The organism is Faecalibacterium sp. BIOML-A1, from assembly GCF_009679715.1.
Lineage (GTDB): Bacteria > Bacillota > Clostridia > Oscillospirales > Ruminococcaceae > Faecalibacterium > Faecalibacterium taiwanense.
The window spans coordinates 60453-82509 of sequence record NZ_WKZJ01000008.1 but is presented as its reverse complement, the minus strand read 5'-3'; the positions used below and the strand labels follow the sequence as shown (position 1 = coordinate 82509).

General features: G+C 56.4%; 14 protein-coding genes, 2 tRNA genes and 1 pseudogene. 6 read left to right on the top strand and 11 right to left on the bottom strand.

The genetic code is table 11. From position 1 onward, the window contains the following. Positions 1 to 192 precede the first annotated feature (192 nt). Positions 193 to 645: a CBS domain-containing protein gene (locus tag GKG36_RS09905; protein WP_097775366.1), complete on the bottom strand. Its 453-nt coding sequence runs from the start codon at positions 643 to 645 to the stop codon at positions 193 to 195. Between the two features lie 439 nt (positions 646 to 1084). On the opposite strand from GKG36_RS09905, the gene GKG36_RS09900 reads away from it, so the two are divergent. Both GKG36_RS09900 and GKG36_RS09895 read left to right on the top strand, forming a co-directional pair. Beyond that, positions 1085 to 1435 carry an Asp23/Gls24 family envelope stress response protein gene (locus GKG36_RS09900; RefSeq protein WP_005945874.1) on the top strand — a complete coding sequence of 117 codons (351 nt, stop codon included), beginning with the start codon at positions 1085 to 1087 and terminating at the stop codon, positions 1433 to 1435. A gap of 60 nt (positions 1436 to 1495) precedes the next feature. Then, positions 1496 to 3190: a DAK2 domain-containing protein gene (locus GKG36_RS09895; RefSeq protein WP_097781699.1), complete on the top strand. Its 1695-nt coding sequence runs from the start codon at positions 1496 to 1498 to the stop codon at positions 3188 to 3190. 116 nt (positions 3191 to 3306) lie between these two features. On the opposite strand, the gene GKG36_RS09890 is transcribed toward GKG36_RS09895, so the two are convergent. From GKG36_RS09890 to GKG36_RS09850, 9 genes and pseudogenes are all read right to left on the bottom strand, one after another. Continuing rightward, a complete protein-coding gene (locus tag GKG36_RS09890) occupies positions 3307 to 7596 on the bottom strand; it encodes a PolC-type DNA polymerase III (RefSeq protein ID WP_243145082.1) in 4290 nt (1429 codons plus the stop codon). A 78-nt stretch (positions 7597 to 7674) separates the two neighbouring features. Continuing rightward, positions 7675 to 8736, bottom strand: a pseudogene (ispG, locus tag GKG36_RS09885) (flavodoxin-dependent (E)-4-hydroxy-3-methylbut-2-enyl-diphosphate synthase); the annotation flags it as partial. A gap of 8 nt (positions 8737 to 8744) precedes the next feature. Next, positions 8745 to 9857 carry a site-2 protease family protein gene (locus GKG36_RS09880; RefSeq protein ID WP_154260496.1) on the bottom strand — a complete coding sequence of 371 codons (1113 nt, stop codon included), beginning with the start codon at positions 9855 to 9857 and terminating at the stop codon, positions 8745 to 8747. A gap of 74 nt (positions 9858 to 9931) precedes the next feature. Beyond that, entirely contained in the window at positions 9932 to 11083 is a 1152-nt protein-coding gene (gene dxr / locus GKG36_RS09875) for a 1-deoxy-D-xylulose-5-phosphate reductoisomerase (RefSeq protein WP_154260494.1), read from the bottom strand. A 15-nt stretch (positions 11084 to 11098) separates the two neighbouring features. Next, positions 11099 to 11959, bottom strand: a complete 861-nt coding sequence (locus GKG36_RS09870) for a phosphatidate cytidylyltransferase (protein ID WP_005945868.1) — start codon at positions 11957 to 11959, stop codon at positions 11099 to 11101. A gap of 112 nt (positions 11960 to 12071) precedes the next feature. Next, positions 12072 to 12785, bottom strand: coding sequence for a polyprenyl diphosphate synthase (gene uppS / locus GKG36_RS09865; protein ID WP_005945867.1), 714 nt, complete (start codon positions 12783 to 12785; stop codon positions 12072 to 12074). 92 nt (positions 12786 to 12877) lie between these two features. Beyond that, positions 12878 to 13432, bottom strand: coding sequence for a ribosome recycling factor (frr, locus tag GKG36_RS09860; protein ID WP_005945866.1), 555 nt, complete (start codon positions 13430 to 13432; stop codon positions 12878 to 12880). 81 nt (positions 13433 to 13513) lie between these two features. After that, positions 13514 to 14224 carry a UMP kinase gene (gene pyrH, locus GKG36_RS09855; RefSeq protein WP_005945864.1) on the bottom strand — a complete coding sequence of 237 codons (711 nt, stop codon included), beginning with the start codon at positions 14222 to 14224 and terminating at the stop codon, positions 13514 to 13516. A gap of 129 nt (positions 14225 to 14353) precedes the next feature. After that, positions 14354 to 15049, bottom strand: coding sequence for a DNA alkylation repair protein (locus GKG36_RS09850; RefSeq protein ID WP_154260492.1), 696 nt, complete (start codon positions 15047 to 15049; stop codon positions 14354 to 14356). 145 nt (positions 15050 to 15194) lie between these two features. Here GKG36_RS09850 and GKG36_RS09845 point away from each other — a divergent pair. Further along, a tRNA-Gly gene (locus tag GKG36_RS09845) sits at positions 15195 to 15269 on the top strand. A gap of 48 nt (positions 15270 to 15317) precedes the next feature. On the opposite strand, the gene GKG36_RS09840 is transcribed toward GKG36_RS09845, so the two are convergent. Continuing rightward, positions 15318 to 16925, bottom strand: a complete 1608-nt coding sequence (locus GKG36_RS09840; protein WP_097775360.1) for an MBL fold metallo-hydrolase — start codon at positions 16923 to 16925, stop codon at positions 15318 to 15320. A gap of 216 nt (positions 16926 to 17141) precedes the next feature. On the opposite strand from GKG36_RS09840, the gene typA reads away from it, so the two are divergent. The 3 genes from typA to GKG36_RS09825 all read left to right on the top strand — a co-directional run bounded on the left by typA (position 17142) and on the right by GKG36_RS09825 (position 21991). Further along, the gene (gene typA / locus GKG36_RS09835) at positions 17142 to 18965 is read left to right on the top strand and encodes a translational GTPase TypA (protein ID WP_005945857.1); all 1824 of its coding nucleotides are present in this window, start codon (positions 17142 to 17144) and stop codon (positions 18963 to 18965) included. A gap of 159 nt (positions 18966 to 19124) precedes the next feature. After that, a tRNA-Asn gene (locus tag GKG36_RS09830) sits at positions 19125 to 19201 on the top strand. A gap of 459 nt (positions 19202 to 19660) precedes the next feature. Then, complete coding sequence (locus GKG36_RS09825) at positions 19661 to 21991, top strand: peptidase domain-containing ABC transporter (RefSeq protein WP_005945852.1); 2331 nt, start codon at positions 19661 to 19663, stop codon at positions 21989 to 21991. Positions 21992 to 22057 lie beyond the last annotated feature (66 nt).

The window sequence follows — 22057 nt, the reverse complement described above, 5'->3', positions numbered from 1 at the left end:
CGCAGTTCAAAATCTTTCATCCGTGTTCCCTCCTGTATCTCGTTTTTTGCAGCTTTTCAGAACGTTTTTGTTCCATGGCTGTATTATCGCACACAGCAGGTACTATAAATCGGATTTTCAACGCATTTTGCAGACAAAAAGCCGCCCGGCTTCAGATGCGGAACCGGGCGGCTGGCCACCTATTTATATCGTTCAATGCACAGCGGCATATTCCGGGATGCGCTGCTCATGGGCCTGCTGCTCTGTGCGGGCCTTCTCATAGCAGTAACGGATGATCGCCTGCCTGCGCACGATGCCAATGAAGATGCCGCGGTCATCCACAACCGGCACAAAGTTCTGGTTCATGGCCGCTTCGATCAGCTGATCCATGCTGGTGGTCACGGTGACAGCCTTGTAGTCGCGCTTGTGCGGGAAGGCCGAAATGGGGACATCCTCAGCCGCTTCCAGATCCAGACCATGGAACTTTTTCAGCCCCCAGAGAATGTCGCCCTCGGTCAGGGTGCCCACATATTTTCCCTGCCGGTTGAGCACCGGAATGGACGCGTAGCGGTTATTCTCCCACTTTTCCAGCGTCTGCCGAAGGGTGAAATCGTCGTAAACATACATCAGATCCTGCTTGGGTGAAAGGAAAAACAGAATATTCATGACAACAGCTCCTAAACATTGTTCCACGCGCCGTGCGCAAAAAATAACGCAGTTCATCCGCACAAGCGGGACCCTGCGCCGCAGTCCCTATCCTTGTTTCTATTTTAGCACTTTTTCATAGTCGGATAAAGAGTTATCACCCACCTTTTATATTTTTTTAACAGATTGTTTGCTTTCTTTCGTCATACTTTCGATTTTGATAAAAAGCAACCAGCGTCCGTTATGCTATCACCTTCCCGGTGCGAAGCCGCCCGAACCATGCCGTCAATGCAGAAACCTGCGCAAAAAGTTGATATACCAGCATTTTGCGCTGTACAAGCGCGCCCCAAAGTTGTATAATAATGTGGGTGTTTCTCGGCGCAGTATGTGTATCTGTCCGCCGCTGCGCCCCAGACCTTGAATGTGTTTTATGAAAATAACATAAAGGAGCAGAGCGACTATGATCACTTCCCGTTTCCCTCTGGGGGATGTCAGCTTTACGTCCGGGTATTTTGCTACTCTGGTAGGTGAAGCAGCCAAACAGTGTTACGGTGTTGCCGCAATGGCACCCCGTGATATGACCGATGCCGTCAGAAGCATGGTGCACGGTTCTGATTACCCGGAAAAGGGTGTCCGTGTCACGCAGGAGGATGGTCGTCTGGTGATCGAACTGCACATTGCAGTGAGCTATGGCCTGAACATTTCCACCGCCGCACGCAGCATCTCTCACCGCGTCAAGGACGAGGTGGAGCAGGCTACCGGCCTGAAGGTTGCCCGCGTTGTGGTTTCGGTAGACGATGTGATCGCCTGATTTTTGTTGGTTCATCCGAATGCGCCGGGCTTTTCCGGCAAGTACAAGGAGTAAAAAAGAATGATTTCTGGTAAGATTTTGCGTGACGCCATTATCTCTGGCGCCAACAACATCAACAATCAGCGCTCCCGCGTGGACGAGCTGAACGTTTTCCCTGTTCCTGATGGCGACACTGGCACCAACATGGGCATGACCGTGGGTGCTTCTGTGCGCGAGCTGGAAGCATTGGACGACAGCTGCACCGTGGGTGAGGCTTCCAAGACCGCTGCTTCCGCCATGCTGCGCGGCGCACGCGGCAACTCCGGTGTTATCACCAGCCTGCTGTTCCGCGGCTTCTCCAAGGCGCTGGAAGGCAAGAAGGAAGCCACCGCTGCCGACATTGTCGAGGCCCTGAAGAAGGGTGTTGAGGGCGCTTATAAGGCCGTTATGAAGCCCACCGAGGGCACCATCCTCACGGTTGCACGCATTGCCTCTGAGGAAGCTGCTGCCTGCGGTGCCGAGGATGTGCCCGCTCTGTGGGATGTGGTGATGACCGCCGGCCAGAAGGCTCTGGAGGACACCCCCAACCTGCTGCCTGTTCTGAAGAAGGCCGGCGTTGTGGATGCCGGCGGTCAGGGCATCATGGTCATCTTTGAGGGCATGGGCAAGGTGTTCCATGGCGAAGGCATCGTGGCAGGCGGCGAGGCTGCTCCCAACAAGGCAAAGCTCTCCACCGAGAACGCCGGCAAGGGCGTGTTCACCGACGACCTGATGAAGGTGGAGGACATCAAGAACGGCTACTGCACCCAGTTCCTGATCAACAAGTATGAGGGTGCAAGCGCCGCAAAGATGCGTGCCTTTGCAGAATCCAACGGCGACAGCGTGGTGTGCATCGAGGATGACGATGTGATCAACCTGCATGTGCACACCGCTGACCCCGGCAAGATCCTGAGCGAAGCCATCAAGTATGGCTACCTGACCAACTTCAAGATCGAGAACATGCACGAGCAGTTCCTGGCCCGTCAGAAGCAGGGCAAGAGCCTGGAAAAGCAGGCTTCTGCTGAGAAGGCCCCTTCTCAGTCCAGCGAGTTCGTCTACGCTGCTGTGGACCCCAGCCGTGACTATGGCTTTGTTGCCGTTGCCGCCGGTGAAGGCCTGAAGGCCGTGTTCACCGATCTGGCTGCAGACGCAGTGGTCTCCGGTGGTCAGACCATGAACCCAGCCACCGAGGATATCCTCGCCGCCATCCAGAGCGTGCCCGCAAAGACCGTGTTCGTGCTGCCCAACAACAAGAACATCATCATGGCTGCTGAGCAGGCCCAGAAGCTGGCCGACCGTCAGGTGGTCGTTCTGCCCACTCGCACCGTGCCCATGGGCATTACCGCCATGCTGAACTTTGATCCCTCTGTGAACGCCGAGACCAACACCATCAACATGATGGCTGCTGCCGACAAGGTGTCCACCGGTCTGATCACCTATGCTGCCCGCGACAGTGAGTACGACGGCAAGCGCATCAAGAAGGGTGAGATCATGGCTCTGGAGAACGGCAAGATCGTTTCCACCTCCAACGATATCACCAAAGCTACCTACCGTCTGGCACGCGGCATGTGCAAGAAGGATTCCAGCTTCGTCACCATCATCTCCGGCTGCGACGTGAGCGATGAGGATGCCGAGAAGGTCACCGAGATCGTAAAGGCAAAGTGCCCGAACCACGTTGAGGTCAGCCACATCCGCGGCGGCCAGCCCGTTTACTATTATATGATCAGCGTGGAGTAAACACTCCCCCGTTCTGCTGAATTTTTAAGCACCTGCGATTTTTGCCGCGGGTGCTTTTTTAAAGCAAAAGTGCCTGCACAGCTAAAGCCGTGCAGGCACTTTTGCTTTCAGAATCCTCAGAAGAAGCTTACCTGACTGCTCTCCGGCAGGTCGCCCAGAGCGCCCACCTGACGCAGACGGTCCAGAATGCTGCTGCCGACACCGGAAGCCTGCTGCAACTCTTCCACCGAGATATATTCTTCGCCGTGGATGGTCACCTTTTCCAGTGCATCGGCGGCAGCACCGCCAAGACCCTTCAGCGAAGAGAAAGGCAGACGTACCTTGCCGTCCTCCACCACATACTTGGAGCCGCGGCTCTTGCCCAGCTCAATGGGTAAAAACTCGTAGCCGCGCACCAGCATCTCGTTGACGAGCTGCAGGCTGACCAGCACATCTTCGTCCTTGGCGTTCTTCTCTTCCTTCAGGCGGCGCTTGACTTCTTCCATGTGGGCGCGGGCCACTGCCGCACCGCCCACAGCGGCTTCGTAGTCGATGTCGTCGCCGCGTACGGTAAAGTATACCGCATAGAACTCCGGCGGACGGTAGATCTTGAACCACATCAGACGAATGGCCGACATCAGGTAGGCCACGGCATGGGCCTTGGGGAACATATACTTGATCTTGCGGCAGCTCTCGATGTACCAGTCCGGCACCTCGTGCTCCCGCATGGCTTCCTCCCAGCCATCCTTGAAACCGCCCTTGGCCACCTTGCCCTTACGCACGGCCTCCATGATATCAAAGGCCATCTTGGGTTCCAGACCCTTGCGCAACAGGTACAGCATGATGCTGTCACGGCAGCCAATGACCTCCGCAATGGTGCAGGTGCCGCTGCGGATCAGCTCGTCCGCGTTGCCGGTCCACACGTCCGTTCCGTGGGACAGGCCCGAGATCTGGATCAGCTCGGAGAAGTTCTTGGGCCGTGCCTCCACCAGCATACCGCGCACGAAGTTGGTGCCCATTTCCGGGATGCCGAAGGTGCCGGTCTGGCTGTCGATCTGTTCCGGGGTCACGCCCAGCGCTTCCGGGCTGGTCAGCAGGCTGTACACCTTGGGGTCGTTCATGGGGATACTGTCGATGGGGATACCGGTGTACTCCTCAAAATACTTGTAGAAGGTGGGCATATCGTGGCCCAGTTCGTCCAGCTTGAGCAGGGTATCGTGCAGGTACTTGAACTCGAAGTGGGTGGTCAGCAGGCCGCCTGCCACATCGTCCGCCGGGTGCTGGATGGGACAGAAATCGTAGATCTCGTAGGTGTCCGGCACAACGACCATGCCGCCGGGGTGCTGGCCGGTGGTGCGCTTGACGCCGGTGCAGCCCAGAGTCAGGCGGTTCTCCTCCGCATGGTTCACCGTGCGGCCGCGCTCATCCAGATATTTTTTGACATAGCCGTAGGCGGTCTTGTCCTGAATACCGGACACGGTGCCCGCCTTGAACACGTTGGCTTTGCCGAACAGCTCCTCGGTATAGCGGTGCACATTGGACTGATATTCGCCGGAAAAGTTCAGGTCGATATCCGGCTCTTTATCGCCGTAGAAGCCGAGGAAGGTCTCGAAGGGAATATCGTGGCCGTCCACCAGCATCCGGGTGCCGCAGTTGGGGCAGTTTTTATCCGGCAGGTCAAAGCCGTCGTCCACGCTGCCGTCGGTGATGAACTCGCTGTGCTTGCACTTGGGGCAGCGATAGTGGGGCGGCAGGCTGTTCACCTCCGAGATGCCGGAGAAGTGGGCCACGGCCGATGAGCCGACCGAACCACGGCTGCCCACCTGATAGCCGCCCGCGTTGGAATAGGCCACCAGTTTGACCGCAATGACGTACAGCACGGCGTAGCCATGGCCGCAGATGGAGTCCAGCTCCTTCTGCAGCCGCTTTTCCACAATTTCGGGCAGCGGGTCACCGTAATCACGCTTGGCGTGTTCCCACGTAGCATCGCGCAATTGCTGCTCTGCACCCTCGATGCTGGGCGGGTAGGTGCCGCGCGGGATGGCACGAACATTGTTGTCGATCATCGCCGCGATCTTGCGGGGGTTCTTCACCACTACCTCGTAGGCTTTTTCCTTGGGCAGATAGTAGAACTGCGCCAGCATATCCTGCGTGGTGCGGAAGAACAGCGGCGGCTGGTTGTCGGCATCTTTAAAGCCGTTGCCCGCCTGCAGCACGGCACGGTACGCCGCGTCCTCCGGCTCGGTAAAGTGCACGTCGCCGGTGGCAATGACCGGCTTGTGCAGATCTTCGCCCAGCTTGATGACCGTGCGGTTGAAGTTTTTGATGTCCTCTTCGCTGTCCACCTTGCCGTCCCGCACCATGTAGGCGTTGTTGCCCAGCGGCTGGATCTCAAGAATATCGTAGTAGGACGCGATCTTTTTCAGTTCTTCATAGCTGGTGCCATCCACGATGGCCCGGTACAGCTCGCCGGCTTCGCAGGCGGAAGTGAGCAGCAGGCCGTCCCGGTATTTGTTCAAAAGGCTCCGGGGCACCCGGGGCTTTTTGAAAAAGTAGTTCACATGGGCTTCGCTGACGATCTTGTACAGATTTTTCAGGCCCATCTGGTTCTTGACCAGAATGATGAGGTGGTAATACTTCTTTTTCAGCACCTCGCGGTTGCCGCCAAGGCCGGTGTTGATCTCACTGACCTTTGCTACCTGCTTTTCTTTCAGGTCATTCAGCATGACCCCGAAGATGCGGCCCAGCGCGGCAGAATCCTCACAGGCACGGTGGGCCTCGTAGGCAGGCAGCTCCAGATGCTTGTTGATGGTGCCCTGCTTGTAGTTGTGCAGGCCGGGGTACATGGCCTGCGCCATGGTCAGGGTGTCGATATAGGTCGGCTCCAGCTTGATGCCGCTGCGCTTGGCGGCGGCGCGCAGGAAACGCATATCAAAGGCGTGGACGTTGTGGCCCACAAGGATGCGGTCTCCCGCAAATTTGAGGAAGGCTTCCAGTGCATCCTTTTCGCCGGGAGCATCCGCCACCATTTCGTTGGTGATGCCGGTCAGCTCGGTGATCTTGGGGGTGATGGGCTTGCCGGGCTTGACAAAGGTATCAAATTCCTCCACCACTTCGCCGTTTTTCACGATGACGGCACCGATCTCGGTCATATACTCCACGCCGGGGTCAAGGCCGGTGGTCTCGGTATCAAACACGCAGAACTCCCCGTCCAGCGGCTGATCCTTCACACCGTATACACAGGGGATCATGTCGTCCACAAAGTAGGCTTCGCAGCCGTAGATCAGCTTGAAGTCCGGGTCTGATTTATGGATATCGTCCGCTGCCAGCATGGCTTCCGGGTAACCCTGACACACACCGTGGTCAGTGATGGCAACGGCCGGATGTCCCATGCGGTGGGCCAGCTTGACGATGCCGCCGGGGTCACAGAAGCCGTCCATGCTGGAAAGCTTGGTGTGCAGATGCAGCTCCACACGCTTGACCGGCGCGGTATCCTCCCGCTTTTTGCGCTCCACGATGAGCACATCGTAGGGGTAGACGATATAATCGTGTTCGTACTTGTCGTAGGAGCAGTCGCCGCGCACGATGAGGGTGGTGCCTTTGCCAAGGCTCTCCCACTTGGAGCAGTCCTCACCTTCCTGCGCGCGGATCTTCAGGTTGATGGAGCCCTGATAATCGGTGATGGATACGGTATAAATTTTGCGGAAGTTGCCCTTGACCTCCGAGAAGAACACATCGCCCCAGATCGTGCACTTGCCGCCCTCGCCGCCAAGGTCTTTCAGCGGGGTGAGGTTCTTGGGGGTGAACATCTTGCCGTGGAAAATGGTGACGGGCTTATCGGTCAGGTCCAGACCATCCACCTTGATGGACGGTGCTGTGTTCTTTTTCTCAAACTTGACCACCGGTGGCGCGATCTTGCGCTCCAGCTTTTCTTCCATCTGGTGCTGCTCGGCTTCGCTTACAGCGCTTTGCAGCGTTACCTGCGGCGTTACCCCGGTGTGGGCCGCAACGCGCTCTGCCAGCAGCTTTTCAAAGTGCATCTCCTGCAAAAACTTGGTGCCATGGCATACGCCGATGGTGATCTTCTGTCCGATGATGTTGATCTTGCACCGGTCCAGAAAGCCGTTGATGGGCACGCCGTCCCGCTTCATCTCTTCCATCAGATCGCGCAGGGCCGCTTCGTCCAGCATGGCATAGCCAAACAGGTTCTGGATGCGCAGCTCAAAGCCCTCATAATCCGGCTGCAGGGATGCCAGCAGCCGGGCACAGAGATTTTTGTCCAGCGGCGCACCGCTGCGCAGGGTAAAGATGACCTGCCGTTCCTGCCGCAGCATCTGCGCATGCTCCACAATGACCTGCCCGAAGCAGGCCGCAAATGCCGGGTCCACCATGAACTGCGGCCACAGGTTGGATACGAGTGGTGTCACAAATGGTACTCCTTTTTATACAGCACAAACTGCCGCACCCGTTTTTTTGCAGGTGTGGCAGCTGTGAAAAAAGCCAAATTACAGTTTATAGATCTCATCCATGAACTGATCCAGGATGTTGTCTCCGGTCAGCTTTTTGATGGGCTTGCCGTGGATGAACAGCACCGCCTCGCCCTTGCCGCCGGCAATGCCGATGTCTGCTTCGCGGGCTTCACCGGGGCCGTTGACCACGCAGCCCATCACGGCCACCTTGATGGATTTTTTGCAGCCCTGCAGCCGCTTTTCCACCTCATTGGCGATCTCGGTGCAGGGATACTGGGTACGGCCGCAGGTGGGGCAGGTGATGACCTCCGGGCCTGCTACCGGGAAGCCCACGGCGCGCAGGATGTTGTAGCCCGCTTCCACTTCCTTTTCCGGCTCTGCGGCCAGCGAGACGCGGATGGTATCGCCAATGCCTTCCAGCAGCATTCCGCCGATGCCCATGCCGCTTTTCAGCAGACCCATCTGGTAGGTACCCGCCTCGGTAACACCCACATGGAGCGGGTAATCCGTGACAGCGCTGAGCTGGCGGTAGGCCTCCATCATGCGGGGCACATTGGAGTTCTTGATGGAAATGACGATGTTGTTGAAATCGAATTTTTCCAGCAGGCGCACATGGTACAGTGCACTCTCCACCATGGCCTCCGGCGTGGGGGCACCGTATTTTGCAAGGATGTGCTTTTCCAGACTGCCGCCATTCACGCCGATGCGGATGGGAATGTCCTTGCGCTGACAGGCATCCACCACAGCCTTCACCCGGTCATCGTCGCCGATGTTGCCGGGGTTGATGCGGATCTTATCCACGCCTACATCTGCGCAGGCCAGAGCCGCCTTATAGTCAAAATGGATGTCTGCCACAATGGGGATGTTCACCGCATTCTTGACGGCTTCGATGCACTTTGCATCCGCCGGGCTGGGGCAGGTCACGCGCAGGATCTGACAGCCAGCAGCTTCGCACCGCTTTGCCTGCGCCACATTGCCCTCAATATCCTCCACCGGCACGTTGAGCATCGTCTGCACCGCAACAGGATTCTTGCCGCCGATGGTCACATTGCCGATTTTCACTTCCCGTTTTAACTGCCGCATAAAGCTTCCCTTTCTGTTTTTGCTTACATTACACCGGTCACAAGCCGGATGATATCATTATAGGTTGCAAAGAGCATCAGGCCAAACAGCAGTGCAAAGGCCGCAATGGTCAGTGTACCCTGCAGCTTTTCCGGCACTGCATGGCCGGTAACGCCCTCAATGATCAAAAATACCACCTTGCCGCCATCCAGTGCCGGGAAGGGCAGCAGATTGAACACGCCCAGATTGATGGTGATGAGGGCCAGCAGCTCCAGCAGATCCTGCCAGCCGTAGCTTGCCGCCTGACCGATCGCTGTCACGATACCCACCGGGCCGGACAGATTGTTGATGCTCTCACGTCCGCGCACAAGGTCTGCCAGCGAGATAAACGCGATGCGTCCGTAGTACAGGGTACTGTTCCATGCTTCTTTTAACACATTGAGCGGTGTTTTTTTGATGCCGTACACCGTAAAGCCAAGGGTCATATGGGTCTGGCCGTCCTCGTCCTGCCAAGTGTCGAACTGCACGTCCGGCAGTTCCACCTTTTGGCCGTCCCGCTTCACGGTGAACCGGGCGCGATAGGCTTCGGTGCGCACCAGCTCATAAAGGATGTCGTTGGCCACAAAGCAGCGCCTGCCGTTCACGGCAACGATCTCGTCCCCCGCCTGCAGGCCGGTCTGGCCGCAGAGGGCATCGTTCTCAATGGAATAGATGGTCTTGCTGGTGATGGCTCCTTCCTGTGCTGCCACAAGAATGACCAGCACCACAAAGCCCAGCACAAAATTCATGAAGGCACCTGCCACCATCACAAGCACACGCTGCCATACCGGTGCCTCGTTCAAAGGGATACCGGTGCGCTGCTCCGGCGGGACAGGGTTTTCGTCCTCTGCTTCCCGTTCGTCGCGGGCCGCCTCGGCCTGCTGGCTCTCGGGGCTTTCCTCGCCCTCCAGCGCCACATAGCCGCCTACCGGCAATGCACGCAGGCTGTACTGGGTGCCCTTGTAAATTTTCTTCCACAAAGCCGGCCCCATGCCGATGGAAAACTCGTTGACCTGAATGCCGCAGAGCTTTGCCACGGTAAAGTGTCCGAATTCATGAATGGCGATCACGGCGCTGAACACGATCAATGCGGCGATCAGGGTGATAAAAATTGACATTGCGTCTCCTAAAGCTGAAAAGTCGGAACCCCTCTCAGTCAGGGCTGCCGAACGCAGTGAGGCTGAGAGGGTTTTTATAAGTGCGCTCTTACAAATTCCCGTGCCATGCGGTCGCACTCGTACACATCGCTGAGGGTATACTCGCCGCCAAAGCTGTCGCTGTCCACGACTGCTTCCACCAGACGGCCAATATCGAGGAAGCCAATTTTGTCCTCAAGGAAGAGCTTGACAGCTTCCTCATTGGCACCGTTGGCAGCACATGGGCCGAGACCGCCCTTTTTGATGGCCTTTTTGCAGGCGGCAAGGCAGCGGAAGGTCTCGTCGTCTGCCACATCGAAGGTGAGCACCTTGAGTGCAGCAAAGTCCAGCTCCGGCACAACGCCGGGTACGCGCTTTGGGTAGGTGAGCGCATACTGGATGGGAATGCGCATATCCGGCACACCCAGCTGAGCAATGACCGAATTATCGCTGAACTGCACCGCCGAATGCACGATGCTCTGGCGCTGGACAACGATCTGGATCTTCTCCGGCGGCAGGCCGAACAGCCACACTGCCTCGATCAGCTCCAGACCCTTGTTCATCAGGGTGGCAGAGTCAATGGTGATCTTTGCGCCCATGTTCCAGTTGGGGTGCTTGAGGGCATCCGCCTTGGTCTTACCGCGCAGCTCCTCGGTCTTCATCCCGAAGAAGGGGCCGCCGGATGCCGTGAGCAGGATCTTGGTCAGGCTGGGGGCACTCTCCTTATCCTGCAGGCACTGGAAGATGGCCGAATGTTCACTGTCCACCGGCAGCAGCTTTACACCATGCTTTGCCACGGCCTGTGTGACCAGATGGCCGCCGGTGACAAGACTCTCCTTGTTGGCAAGGGCCAGATCATGCCCGCTTTCGATCGCGCACAGGCTGGCACCAAGGCCTGCAATGCCCACCACGCTGTTCAGCACCACATCGGTGCCGTCCAGTGCGGCCAGCTGCTTGAGCCCTTCTGGCCCTACCAGCAGCCGGGGCGCATCTACACGACCGGAAAGCTCCGCATCCAGCCTGCGGGCCGCATCCGGGTCGGTCATGCAGACATAGCGCGGATGAAACTCTTCGATCTGCTGCAGGATCTTGTCTACATGGCTGTGGGCAGAAAGGCCGAACACCTCATAGCCCTGTGCACGGATCACATCCAGACTCTGGGTGCCGATGGAACCGGTAGAACCCAGCAGAGTGATTTTTTTCGACATCACACGTTCCCCCTTTTAATAGTAGAACACCGCCGTAATGACCATGGTCACAAAGGGCGCAATGAACATCACACTGTCAAAGCGGTCCAGAATGCCGCCGTGCCCCGGGAAGATGGTGCCGTAATCCTTGATGCCGCACTGGCGCTTGACCACGCTGGCAAACAGATCACCATAAATGCCCAACACCGCAGCCACGCAGCCCAGCAGCGCAATGATCACGTACATGGAAACGCCAATGTTGGAGCGGGTGAAGGCTTCCATCCGGTTTGCCGCCACTGAGTACACCAGTGTGATGATCACACCAAACACCATGGTGCCCAGAACACCGCCAATGGCACCTTCCACGGTCTTTTTGGGGCTGACCACCGGGCAGAGCTTGTGCTTGCCAAAGGCACGGCCTGCAAAGTAGGCACAGGTATCGCCGCCCCAGGCAAAGCAGAGGATGAGCAAGATAAAGAACACCGCATCGTAGCCGTACTGCTCCACCGGCAGCAGCTCCTTGAGCCGGATAAAGGAATAGAAGCAGAAGATCACGATACCGGAGAACATCAGCAGGCCGCTGGCCTTCTGATAGCTGATGGTACCGTTGCGCACCACCAGATAGATGGCGTAAAAGGTGACCAGCAGAAAGGACATCGGCATCACCAGCCGCCGCATGACCTGATAGTTGCTCGTCATGACCAGCAGTGTATACGGCACCAGAACCGCATACATCAGCCAGTCCTTCTTTTCAAAGCCGAGGGCACTGTAGATCTCGTGAACGGCGATCAGCGTAATGGCCGCGATGACCAGATTAAAGATCAGAGTGTTGAAGGTGAACATCACGCCGATCAGTACGATGATGCCCACGATCGCAGTAATAACACGTGTTTTCATAGATTGGATCTCCTTTTCACCGGTCGGTGCCGCACCCCTCTGGATTAAGTTTGGCTCCGGCAAAGCCGCCGGGCCGTCCGGTCCCTGCACCGTGTGCAGGAGGTCTTGGGTTTTACAGTCCGCCAAACCGGCGGGAGCGATGATTGAACTCCTCAATGGCAGCGTCCAGATCGCTGCGGGTGAAATCCGGCCACAGAACGTCCATTTCTACCAGCTCCGAGTAAGCTGCCTGCCAGAGCATGAAGTTGGACAGCCGCTTTTCTCCGCTGGGACGCAGGATAAAATCCGGGTCCTTCTGGCCAGCGGTATACATGGCATCGCTGAGCAGCTGTTCCGTGATCTCTTCGGGCTTTATCTCCCCTGCCGCCGCCTTTGTCGCCAGCTGCTGCGCCGCCCGCACGATCTCCGGGCGGCCGCCGTAGTTGATGGCAATGTTCAGGGTCATGCCGGTCTTGACCGAAGAATCTGCTTCCAGCTTGTTCATCAGCTGCTGCAGCTTTTCATCCAGCACCGTGCGGTCGCCCATGAACTTGATGCGGATATTGCGGTTCTTGTAGTCAAAGCCCTTCAGCAGATATTCGCCGAACAGCCGCATGATGGCGTTGACCTCTTCCAGCGGACGCTTCCAGTTCTCGGTGGAAAACGCATAGAAGTACACCGACGAAACGCCCAGCTCATCGCAGTAATCTGCGATATCGCTGAACACCTCTGCGCCTCTTTTGTGCCCGGCAGTGCGGGGCAGGCCGCGGTTCTTTGCCCAGCGGCCGTTGCCGTCCATGATGATGCCGATGGAAAGGCCCTCGGCAAATTCTTTAGGATGCGCCATTGTTTCCTCCCGGCAGCAACGCCGCCTTCAACAAAAGTGCCGCGCACTCTTCTTCAGCGCACGGCACCTCCAGTTTATTGCATCTGCGCAGATCAGACAGACATGATCTCCTTCTGCTTTTCTTCCACCGCAGCATCGATGTTCTTGATATACTTGTCGGTCAGCTTCTGGACATCCTCTTCCATGGTCTTCTGGCTGTCCTCGGTCAGCTCGCCGGCCTTCTTCATGGCCTTGGCCTTATCCATAGCCTCGCGGCGGATGTTGCGCACTGCCACCTTAGCCTCCTCGCCCAGCTTGGAAACTTCCTTTGCCAGCTGCTTGCGGCGCTCCTCGGTGGGAGCCGGGAAGTTCAGGCGGATGGTAGAGCCGTCATCAATGGGAGTGATGCCCACATCGCTGGCCATGATGGCCTTGCTGATGGGGCGCAGCAGAGTACGGTCCCACGGGGTAATGGTCAGGGTGCGTGCTTCGGCCACAGCCACGGATGCCACCTGCTGGATGGGAGTGGGGGCACCATAATAATCCACGCTGACCTTATCCAGCACAGCGGGATTTGCGCGGCCTGCGCGCACAGCGCCCAGTTCGCGGCCCAGATGTTCGACCGAGCTCTTCATCTTGTCTTCGTAAACCTTGGTGTTGCTGCTCATTGCGGTAGTCTCCTGTTCCTTTTTATCTTGGGGCTGCGCTGCAATGCGTCTGCCCTATAATGTATGTCGGCTGCAGGCGTTTCAGCCCTCGTAAACCAGTGTGCCCACATTCTCGCCCTGCACGGCACGGGCAATGTTGTCCGGGTCGGCCAGATCGAACACGAGGATGGGCAGCTTGTTGTCGCGGCACAGAGTGGCAGCAGTGCCATCCATAACAGCCAGCTGGTCTTCCAGCACCTTGGTAAAGGTGAGGGTATCATACTTCTTTGCGTCGGCGTACTTGTGGGGATCCTTATCGTAAACGCCATCCACCATAGTAGCCTTGAACATCACATCGGCGCTCACTTCCACAGCGCGCAGAGCGGTTGCCGTATCCGTGGAGAAGAACGGGTTGCCGGTGCCGCCGCCGAACACGGCGATCTTGCCCTCATCCATGGCGCGCAGAGCATCCTTGCGGGTAAAGGGCTGTGCCACCTGCGGCATGGTGATGGAGGTGAACACCTCAGTGGGCACACCCAGCTGTTCCAGCTTGTCGGAGACAGCCAGTGCGTTCATCACGGTTGCCAGCATACCGATCTTATCGGCCAGTGTGCGCTCCATCTTGCCGCTGGAACGGCCGCGCCAGAAGTTGCCGCCGCCCACAACAATGCCGATCTGTACGCCGAGGTCGTGTGCTTTCTTCACGCCGCCGCAGATCGCGTCCATGGTGGGTTCATCAAAACCCATGCCCTTTTCGCCGCCCAGTGCTTCGCCGCTGATCTTCAGAAGGATACGCTGATATTTCAATGCCATAATCCAAACACCACCTGTTTTTATCTTCCGTCAGGGCATAGGCATACCCTGACATTTTTTACTATAGCTTATTTTACAATAAAACATTCATAAAGTAAACAGGAAATCTGCGCGGAAATCCGGAAGCTTTTATGAACGGCTGCGCAGAACGCGCAGCAGCTGCTTCATTCCGGGCGGAATGCGGCGGCTTTCCACCGCTTTCTGGATGGCTTTGTTGTGGGTCCACAGATCCAGCCGCTTTTCTGTGAGCCACGGCAGCGCGGCATCCGGCTGCTTTGCCAGTGCCGTGGCGAAATACCATGCCCGCATCATATTGATATAGTATGCCGTGCTGTGCACATCGGCCACCCATTCCAGATATTCCGGCCGGAATGCATCATCCAGATAATAGCGCATCAGCATCTCCATGCCATAGCGCACGGTGTACACCTCGCCCGAATCCAGCCAGCGGCGAATGGGCACCAGCAGTTCCTTCTTGTACTTTGCAAACACTTTGGGGCAAAAGCAGTCGCAGGTGGCCCAGTTGTTGATGTAGGGCAGGAACGCTTCCGTTTCAGCCAGCGCCCTATCGTAGTCCCGGATAAGTTCGATCAGAAACGCGTGGAGGTTGTTCTCTTCGTAGTATCCATGCGGCAGGGCCTGTAAAAACACTTCTGCCTGCGCTGTGCCTGCGAGCTGTTTTGCCAACTTGCGCAGAGCCGGAACGCGCACGCCGATCACCGTTTCCGGCGGCACGGTGGGCATCAACGCACTGTGAAAGGTGCGGTATGCTTCATCCCGCAGGGCAAACAGCTGCGTACGAATGATCTCTGCTTCCGGCTCCATCCTCTCTCCCTCCGTTCTTTTCTATTGTAGCAGAGCCGTATGGAAAAGCAAGGCCGTTCCGGCATTCTTTTCCGGTGCTTTAAGGAACATACAAAAATTGGGCTGGACATTTATGCCGGAACATGCTATAATATCGTTCGTAAATGCGGGCATCGTACATCGGCTAGTATATCAGCCTTCCAAGCTGAGGAGGTGGGTTCGATTCCCATTGCCCGCTCCATGCAAAAAAGCGCCGTGGCCTTTTGGGTCACGGCGCTTTTGTTTTGCTTTATCGGTCCCACTTATCGCACAGGGCATTGATCTGGTCGGCAAACTTGGCAAGGTCTTTGTTTGCGCCGCCCTCGTTGTGCTCGATGACCCGCAGCAGGCGCTTGCCGGCGCTGACCAGCCGCTGGAACACACTGGCAGCACGGCTCTGGCCTTCATTGGCCTTGTGCTCAATGCGGACGCGCATGCCCTCCTGCAGGCATACGGCTCCCTCGGCTCCGATGGCCCACTGTGCGCCGTTGTAGGGTGCGCAGGCAGTGAAGCCCTGTTCCGTCAAGGTCTGCACAAAGTGGTCCTCGGTCTCATCTTCGCCGTGCATCACGAACACACGCTTTGGTTTCTGCTCAAAGGAGTTCACCCACCGCAGCAGACCTTCTCTGTCCGCATGGCCGGACATGCCGGTGAGCTGGCACAGTTCTGCCTGCACCTCAATAGGTTCACCGAACAGTTTTACCGTCGTGGCACCTTCCAGCAGGGTGCGGCCCAGCGTGCCCACCGCCTGATAGCCCACGAACAGAATGGTGCACTCCGGCCGCCACAGATTGTGCTTGAGGTGGTGGCGGATGCGGCCTGCCTCGCACATACCGCTGGCCGAGAGGATGACCTTTGGCACGCGGTCTGCATTGATCATGCGGGATTCATCACTGGTCACCGTGACGCGCAGCCCCGGGAAGGTGATCGGATCAATGCCTTTTTCCAGCAGAGCGCGGGTGTCCGCATCAAAGCAGTCTGGGTCGGTATCTTTAAAGATGCGGGTCGCCTCGATGGCAAGCGGGCTGTCAATGTACACCGGGAAGTTGCCGTGTCCCTTCACAAGGCCCTTTTCCTTGATCTCACGGATAAAGTAGAGCATCTCCTGCGTGCGGCCCACCGCAAAGCTGGGAATGACCACATTGCCGCCCCGGTCAAAGGTGCGCTGCAGGATCTTCGTCAGCTCGCTCACATAGTCCGGCTTCGGGCCGTGGCTGCGGTCGCCGTAGGTAGATTCCATAAAGGCGTAGTCCGCCTCTTTGATGTAAGCAGGATCCTTGATGATGGGCTGATCCAAATTGCCGATATCACCGGAGAATACCAGCTTGGTCGTGGTCTCACCCTCGGTGATCCAAAGCTCTATGCTGGCCGAGCCAAGCAGATGGCCCACATCCACAAAGCGGGCTTCAATGCCCGGTGCAAGCTGGAAGCGCTGCTCATAGGCCTTGCCCACAAACAGCTTCATGGCTGCTTCAGCATCCTGCACAGTATACATCGGTTCCACCGGTTCTGCGCCAGAGCGCTGGCCCTTGCGGTTTTTCCACTCCGCTTCAAATTCCTGAATATGGGCCGAGTCCCGCAGCATGATGCCGCACAGCTCCACCGTGGGGTTCGTGGCATAGATCTTGCCGCGGAAGCCGTTGCGCACCAGCAGCGGCAGCATACCGGTATGGTCGATGTGTGCATGGGTGGCCAGTACCCAGTCGATCTCGCCGGGTGCCACCGGGATGGGCTGGTTCTCGTATACGTCCTTGCCCTGCTCCATGCCGCAGTCGATCAAAAAGCGCTGCCCAGCCGCTTCGATCAAAGTGCAGCTGCCGGTGACCTCATGGTTCGCGCCCAGAAATGTGATCTTCATAAAAACACCTCCGGCTTTATTTTTTCTGTACCCTTAGTATAGCATATTCTAAAGGTACACGCCGCACAAATCGCATGGCTTTTCTCAGGCATTTTGCCGAAAGGTTGAAAAATTTTTTATACAATCTTGACAAACCACCCCTTTCTGTTATAAACTTAAACTTGTATGACGTTCGTTCGTATTTTATGAGTTTTAATAATAGAGAGGTTGAATTTTATGGTTCGTAACGATTTGCGCAACGTTGCCATTATCGCTCACGTTGACCACGGCAAGACCACCCTGGTGGACGCAATGCTGCGTCAGAGCGGCGCATTCCGCGATAATCAGGTCGTGGCTGAGCGCGTCATGGACAGCGGCGATATCGAGCGTGAGCGTGGCATTACCATTCTGGCCAAGAACTGCTCCTGCACCTACAAGGGTGTCAAGATCAATATTGTCGATACTCCGGGCCATGCCGACTTTGGCGGCGAGGTGGAGCGCGTGCTGAAGATGGTCAACGGCGTTCTGCTGCTGGTGGATGCCGCCGAGGGCTGCATGCCCCAGACCCGTTTTGTGCTGCAGAAGGCTCTGCAGCAGAACCTGAGTCTGGTGGTGGCCATCAACAAGATCGACCGCCCCGATGCCCGCATTAAGGAAGTCATCGACGAAGTTCTGTACCTGCTGATGGATCTGGGCGCCACCGATGAGCAGCTGGACTGCCCCATGCTGTTCTGCTGCGGCCGTGATGGCACCGCAAGTCTGGACCCGGATGTGCCCGGCACCGACCTGATCCCCCTGTTCGATACTCTGCTGAGCACCATCAAGCCGCCTGAGGGCGACCCCGAGGCTCCCTTCCAGATGCTGGTGTCCTCTGTGGACTACAACGACTTTGTGGGCCGCATCGGCATTGGCCGCATCCAGAACGGCGTTGCCAAGGTGGGCGAGGAAGTTGTCGTCTGTGACTGGCACAATCAGGATCTGAAGATGCGCGGCCGTCTGACCAAGCTGTACGACTTCCAGGCCAATGGCCGTCAGCCGTGCGATAACATCACCGCCGGCGATATCGTGGCATTCTCCGGCCTGCCCGACGTGACCATCGGCAATACCCTGTGCAGCCCCTCCAATGTGGAGCCGCTGCCCTTCGTGAAGATCAACGATCCTACCGTTGAAATGACCTTCTCCGTCAACGACAGCCCGCTGGCCGGCCGTGAGGGCAAATACGTCACCAGCCGCCAGATCCGCGACCGTTTGCAGAAGGAGCTGCTGAAGGATGTCGCTTTGAAGGTGGAGGATTCCGCCACCACCGATTCCTTCCGCGTTATGGGCCGTGGTGAGATGCACCTGTCCATCCTGATCGAGACCATGCGCCGTGAAGGTTATGAGCTGCAGGTCTCTCCCCCGCACGTTCTGACCAAGGTCATCGACGGCAAGACCTATGAGCCTATGGAGCATGTCGTCATCGATGTGCCCACCCAGTATCAGGGCGCTGTCATGACCGGTCTGGGCCAGCGCAAGGCTATCCTGCAGCAGATGGAATCTCTGGGCACCGACCGCGTGCGTCTGGAGTTCCGTATGCCCAGCCGTGGCCTGTTCGGCTACCGTAACCAGTTCCTGACCGATACCCATGGCGAAGGCATCATCAACCAGATTTTCGACGGTTACGATGTCTGGGCTGGCATGATTGCCAACCGCTCCACCGGTTCTCTGGTCAGCTTTGAGACCGGCGAGGCTGTCACCTACGGTCTGTTCAATGCTCAGCAGCGCGGCACCCTTCTGGTGGGCGCTGGTGAAAAGGTCTACGAGGGCATGGTCATTGGCTACACCGCTTCCGGCGAGGATGTGGATGTCAACGTCTGCAAGACCAAGCACCTGACCAACACCCGTGCATCCGGCTCCGACGATGCTCTGCGCCTGATCCCCATTAGCAAGCTCAGCCTGGAAGGCTGCCTGGAATTCTTGGCACAGGACGAGCTGCTGGAGGTCACTCCTGAAAATCTGCGCATCCGCAAGCAGATCCTGAACCACGAGCAGCGCATGAAGGCCAAGAGCAAGCTGAAATAAGCCTTTCCTTCTTTTATAATATGTACTTTACCGTCCTGCAGCGTTTCAAAACACTGCAGGACGATTTTATTTTGCCAAAAATGATTCATTTTTTAAAAAAAGGCTTGCAAAAGGCATTCTTATGCGGTATAATATCTCTCGCAGTCACAAATGTGATCTGCCTCTTTAGCTCAGTCGGTTAGAGCACCTGACTGTTAATCAGGGTGTCGCCTGTTCGAGTCAGGCAAGAGGCGCCAGAAGAAAAGGCAATGTTCCACAGAACATTGCCTTTTTTGTTTGTCCCATACTACACCCTTTTTCTGTACAGCCATGCAGTCGTGTTTCTCCTCTGTTTTTGGGCTTCTCTGTCCCAAAAACACAGCATCCATGCGAAAAAAGCATCAAGCATAATGATTTCTTAAAATTTGACTACTTGAAGAAGATGTCACATTGTGGTATACTGCTTATAAGCTTTGGGAATTTGTATCTGTTTTTCCAAAGTCCGGCACACAGATCAAAGGGTAGGTGCTCCCTTCTTTTGATAGCAGCCGACCGGTGTTTTGTCATGGTTCTCCGCAGGACAGGACAAAGCACCGGTCTCTGTGCTGTTGTTTCAGGCTCCGGCTCTTTTCACGTTGTCAGATCTGCGGCAGGCCGCTTCTTCAAAACGCCTGCCGCTGTTTGAATAAATTTGTATATGATCAAAGGAAGCATCTATGCGTTATACCTATGTCCGGCAGCACGACACCACTGACTGTGCGGCTGCCTGCCTCGCAATGGTGTGCCTCCATTACAAAAAGGAAGTTACCATCACCCGCCTGCGCGATATGATGGGTACCGACCTGAAAGGCACGAACCTTGTTGGTTTGCAGAAAGCCGCTAATGAGTTGGGTTTCACCACTGCAGCGGTTCGCGTAGACCGTGAAAATTTCCTCAGCGATTTCTCGCTGCCCTGCATTGCGCAGGTCATCACCGATCAGGGTCTGGCCCACTTTGTGGTCGTCTTTAAAAAGACCACCATCAAAGATGACGGCGAGCGTCGTCGGCACATGCTGAAAGAAGCCGAAGCCGCTAAGGAAGATGAGAAGAACGGCAAAAAACACAAGTGCAAGGATTATGTCGTGATCGGCGACCCCGGCAGTGAGCTGAAAAAGATCTCTCTGGATGAGTTCTACAAGAACTTTACTGGTGTTCTGCTGCTGATGAACCCCACCTCGGAGTTCAAGGGTGGTAAGATCGAAAAGGGCGGCATGTTCAAGCGTTACGTCGACCTGTTGCTGCCCCAGAAAAAGCTCTTTGCCTATGCGATCCTGAGTTCTCTGATCGTTACGATCCTGGGCATTGCCTCCTCCATGTTCAACAAGATCCTGATGGACGAGGTCTTGCCATATGGCCTAGACAATCTGCTGGTCACGCTGATCCTTGTGTTCAGCATGGTCAGCATCACCAATACGCTGGTGGGCTTTGTCCGGCAGTGGGTTCTGATCCACCTATCCATCAAGATCGATATTCCGCTGATGCTGGGTTACTTCGGGCATATCTTCCGTCTGCCCATGAAGTTCTTTGCCACCCGCAAGACTGGTGATATCACCACCCGTTATTCGGATGCAAACACCATCAAATCCATCTTCACCAGCATTGCGCTGAGCCTGATCATGGATATCTCGATGGCCATTATCACCGGTATCATCCTGTTCCGCATGAATGCGATGCTCTTCTCGATCTCGCTGTTCATGGCTCTGGTCAGCATTCTGCTGGTGCTGATCTACAAGCAGCCTTACAAAAAGATCAACGAAGAGACCATGGTGCAGTCCGCTGCACTGAACAGCCAGATGATCGAAAGCCTGCGCGGCATTGAGACGGTCAAGTGCAACGCCAACGAGGATACCGAAATGGAGAACCTCGAGCGTGAGTACATCAAGAGCCTGAAGATCAGCCTGCGCTCCAGCAAGATCAGCACCACGCAGGGCCTGATCTCCTCCTTCATTTCCACCGGTTTCAGCATGCTGACCACCTATGTGGGTATCAGTCAGGTTCTGAAGGGTGAGATGACACTGGGCGGATTCATGGCCTTCAGCACGCTGTCCTCTTACTTTACTTCCCCGCTGAGCAACCTGATCGGTCTGCAGATGCAGATTCAGGAGGCCAGCATTTCCATGAAGCGTCTGGGCGAGATCATGGATTATCCCTCCGAGACGGTCGGCGACGAAGACCGCACCGATCTGGACAAGGTGGAGGGCGATATCGAGTTCAAGGATGTCACTTTCCGTTATGGCAACCGTGCCCCTGCACTGGATCACATCAGCTTTACCATTCCGGCCGGTAAAAAGGTCGCGCTGGTGGGCAGCAGCGGCAGCGGCAAATCCACGATCACCAAGCTTCTGCTCAAGTATTATGAGCCGGAAGATGGCGAGATCGACTTGAACGGTGTGAATCTGGCTGAATACACCAATGACTCTGTCCGCCGCGCAATTTCTTATGTGCCGCAGAACGTTGAGCTGTTCAGCAAGACCATTTATGATAACATCCGCGTTTCCCGTATGGACGCTACGATGGACGAAGTTAAGGAAGCTGCCAAGAAGGCAGATGCTCACGACTTTATCCGTCATCTGCCCCTGCAGTATAACACCTATCTGGAAGAAGCAGGCAACGGCCTGTCCGGCGGTGAAAAGCAGCGCATTGCGCTGGCACGCGCTTTCCTGAAAGATTCCAACCTCTACATTCTGGATGAATCCACCAGTAATCTGGACTTTGCTACGGAAAATCTGATCTTCAACATGATCTACGATCAGCTTGCAGATCGTTCCATGCTGATCGTAGCTCACCGCCTGTCCACCGTTCGTGACTGTGATCTGATCCTTGTGATGGATCACGGCAAGATCGTGGAACGCGGCACGCACGATGAGCTGCTTGCCAAGGAAGGCAAGTACTACGAGCTGTGGAACATGCAGCAGGGTATCTACCGCAGCAAAAAGGCAGAGCCCAAGCAGTCTGTCATGCAGGCCGTGGTGGAAGAGGATGACGACGGTGAGTCGATCACCTATTGATGTGTTGCAGCCGGGTGCGTACCCGGTTACATATGAAAGGGAGTCATTCATGATGGATAGCTTGAT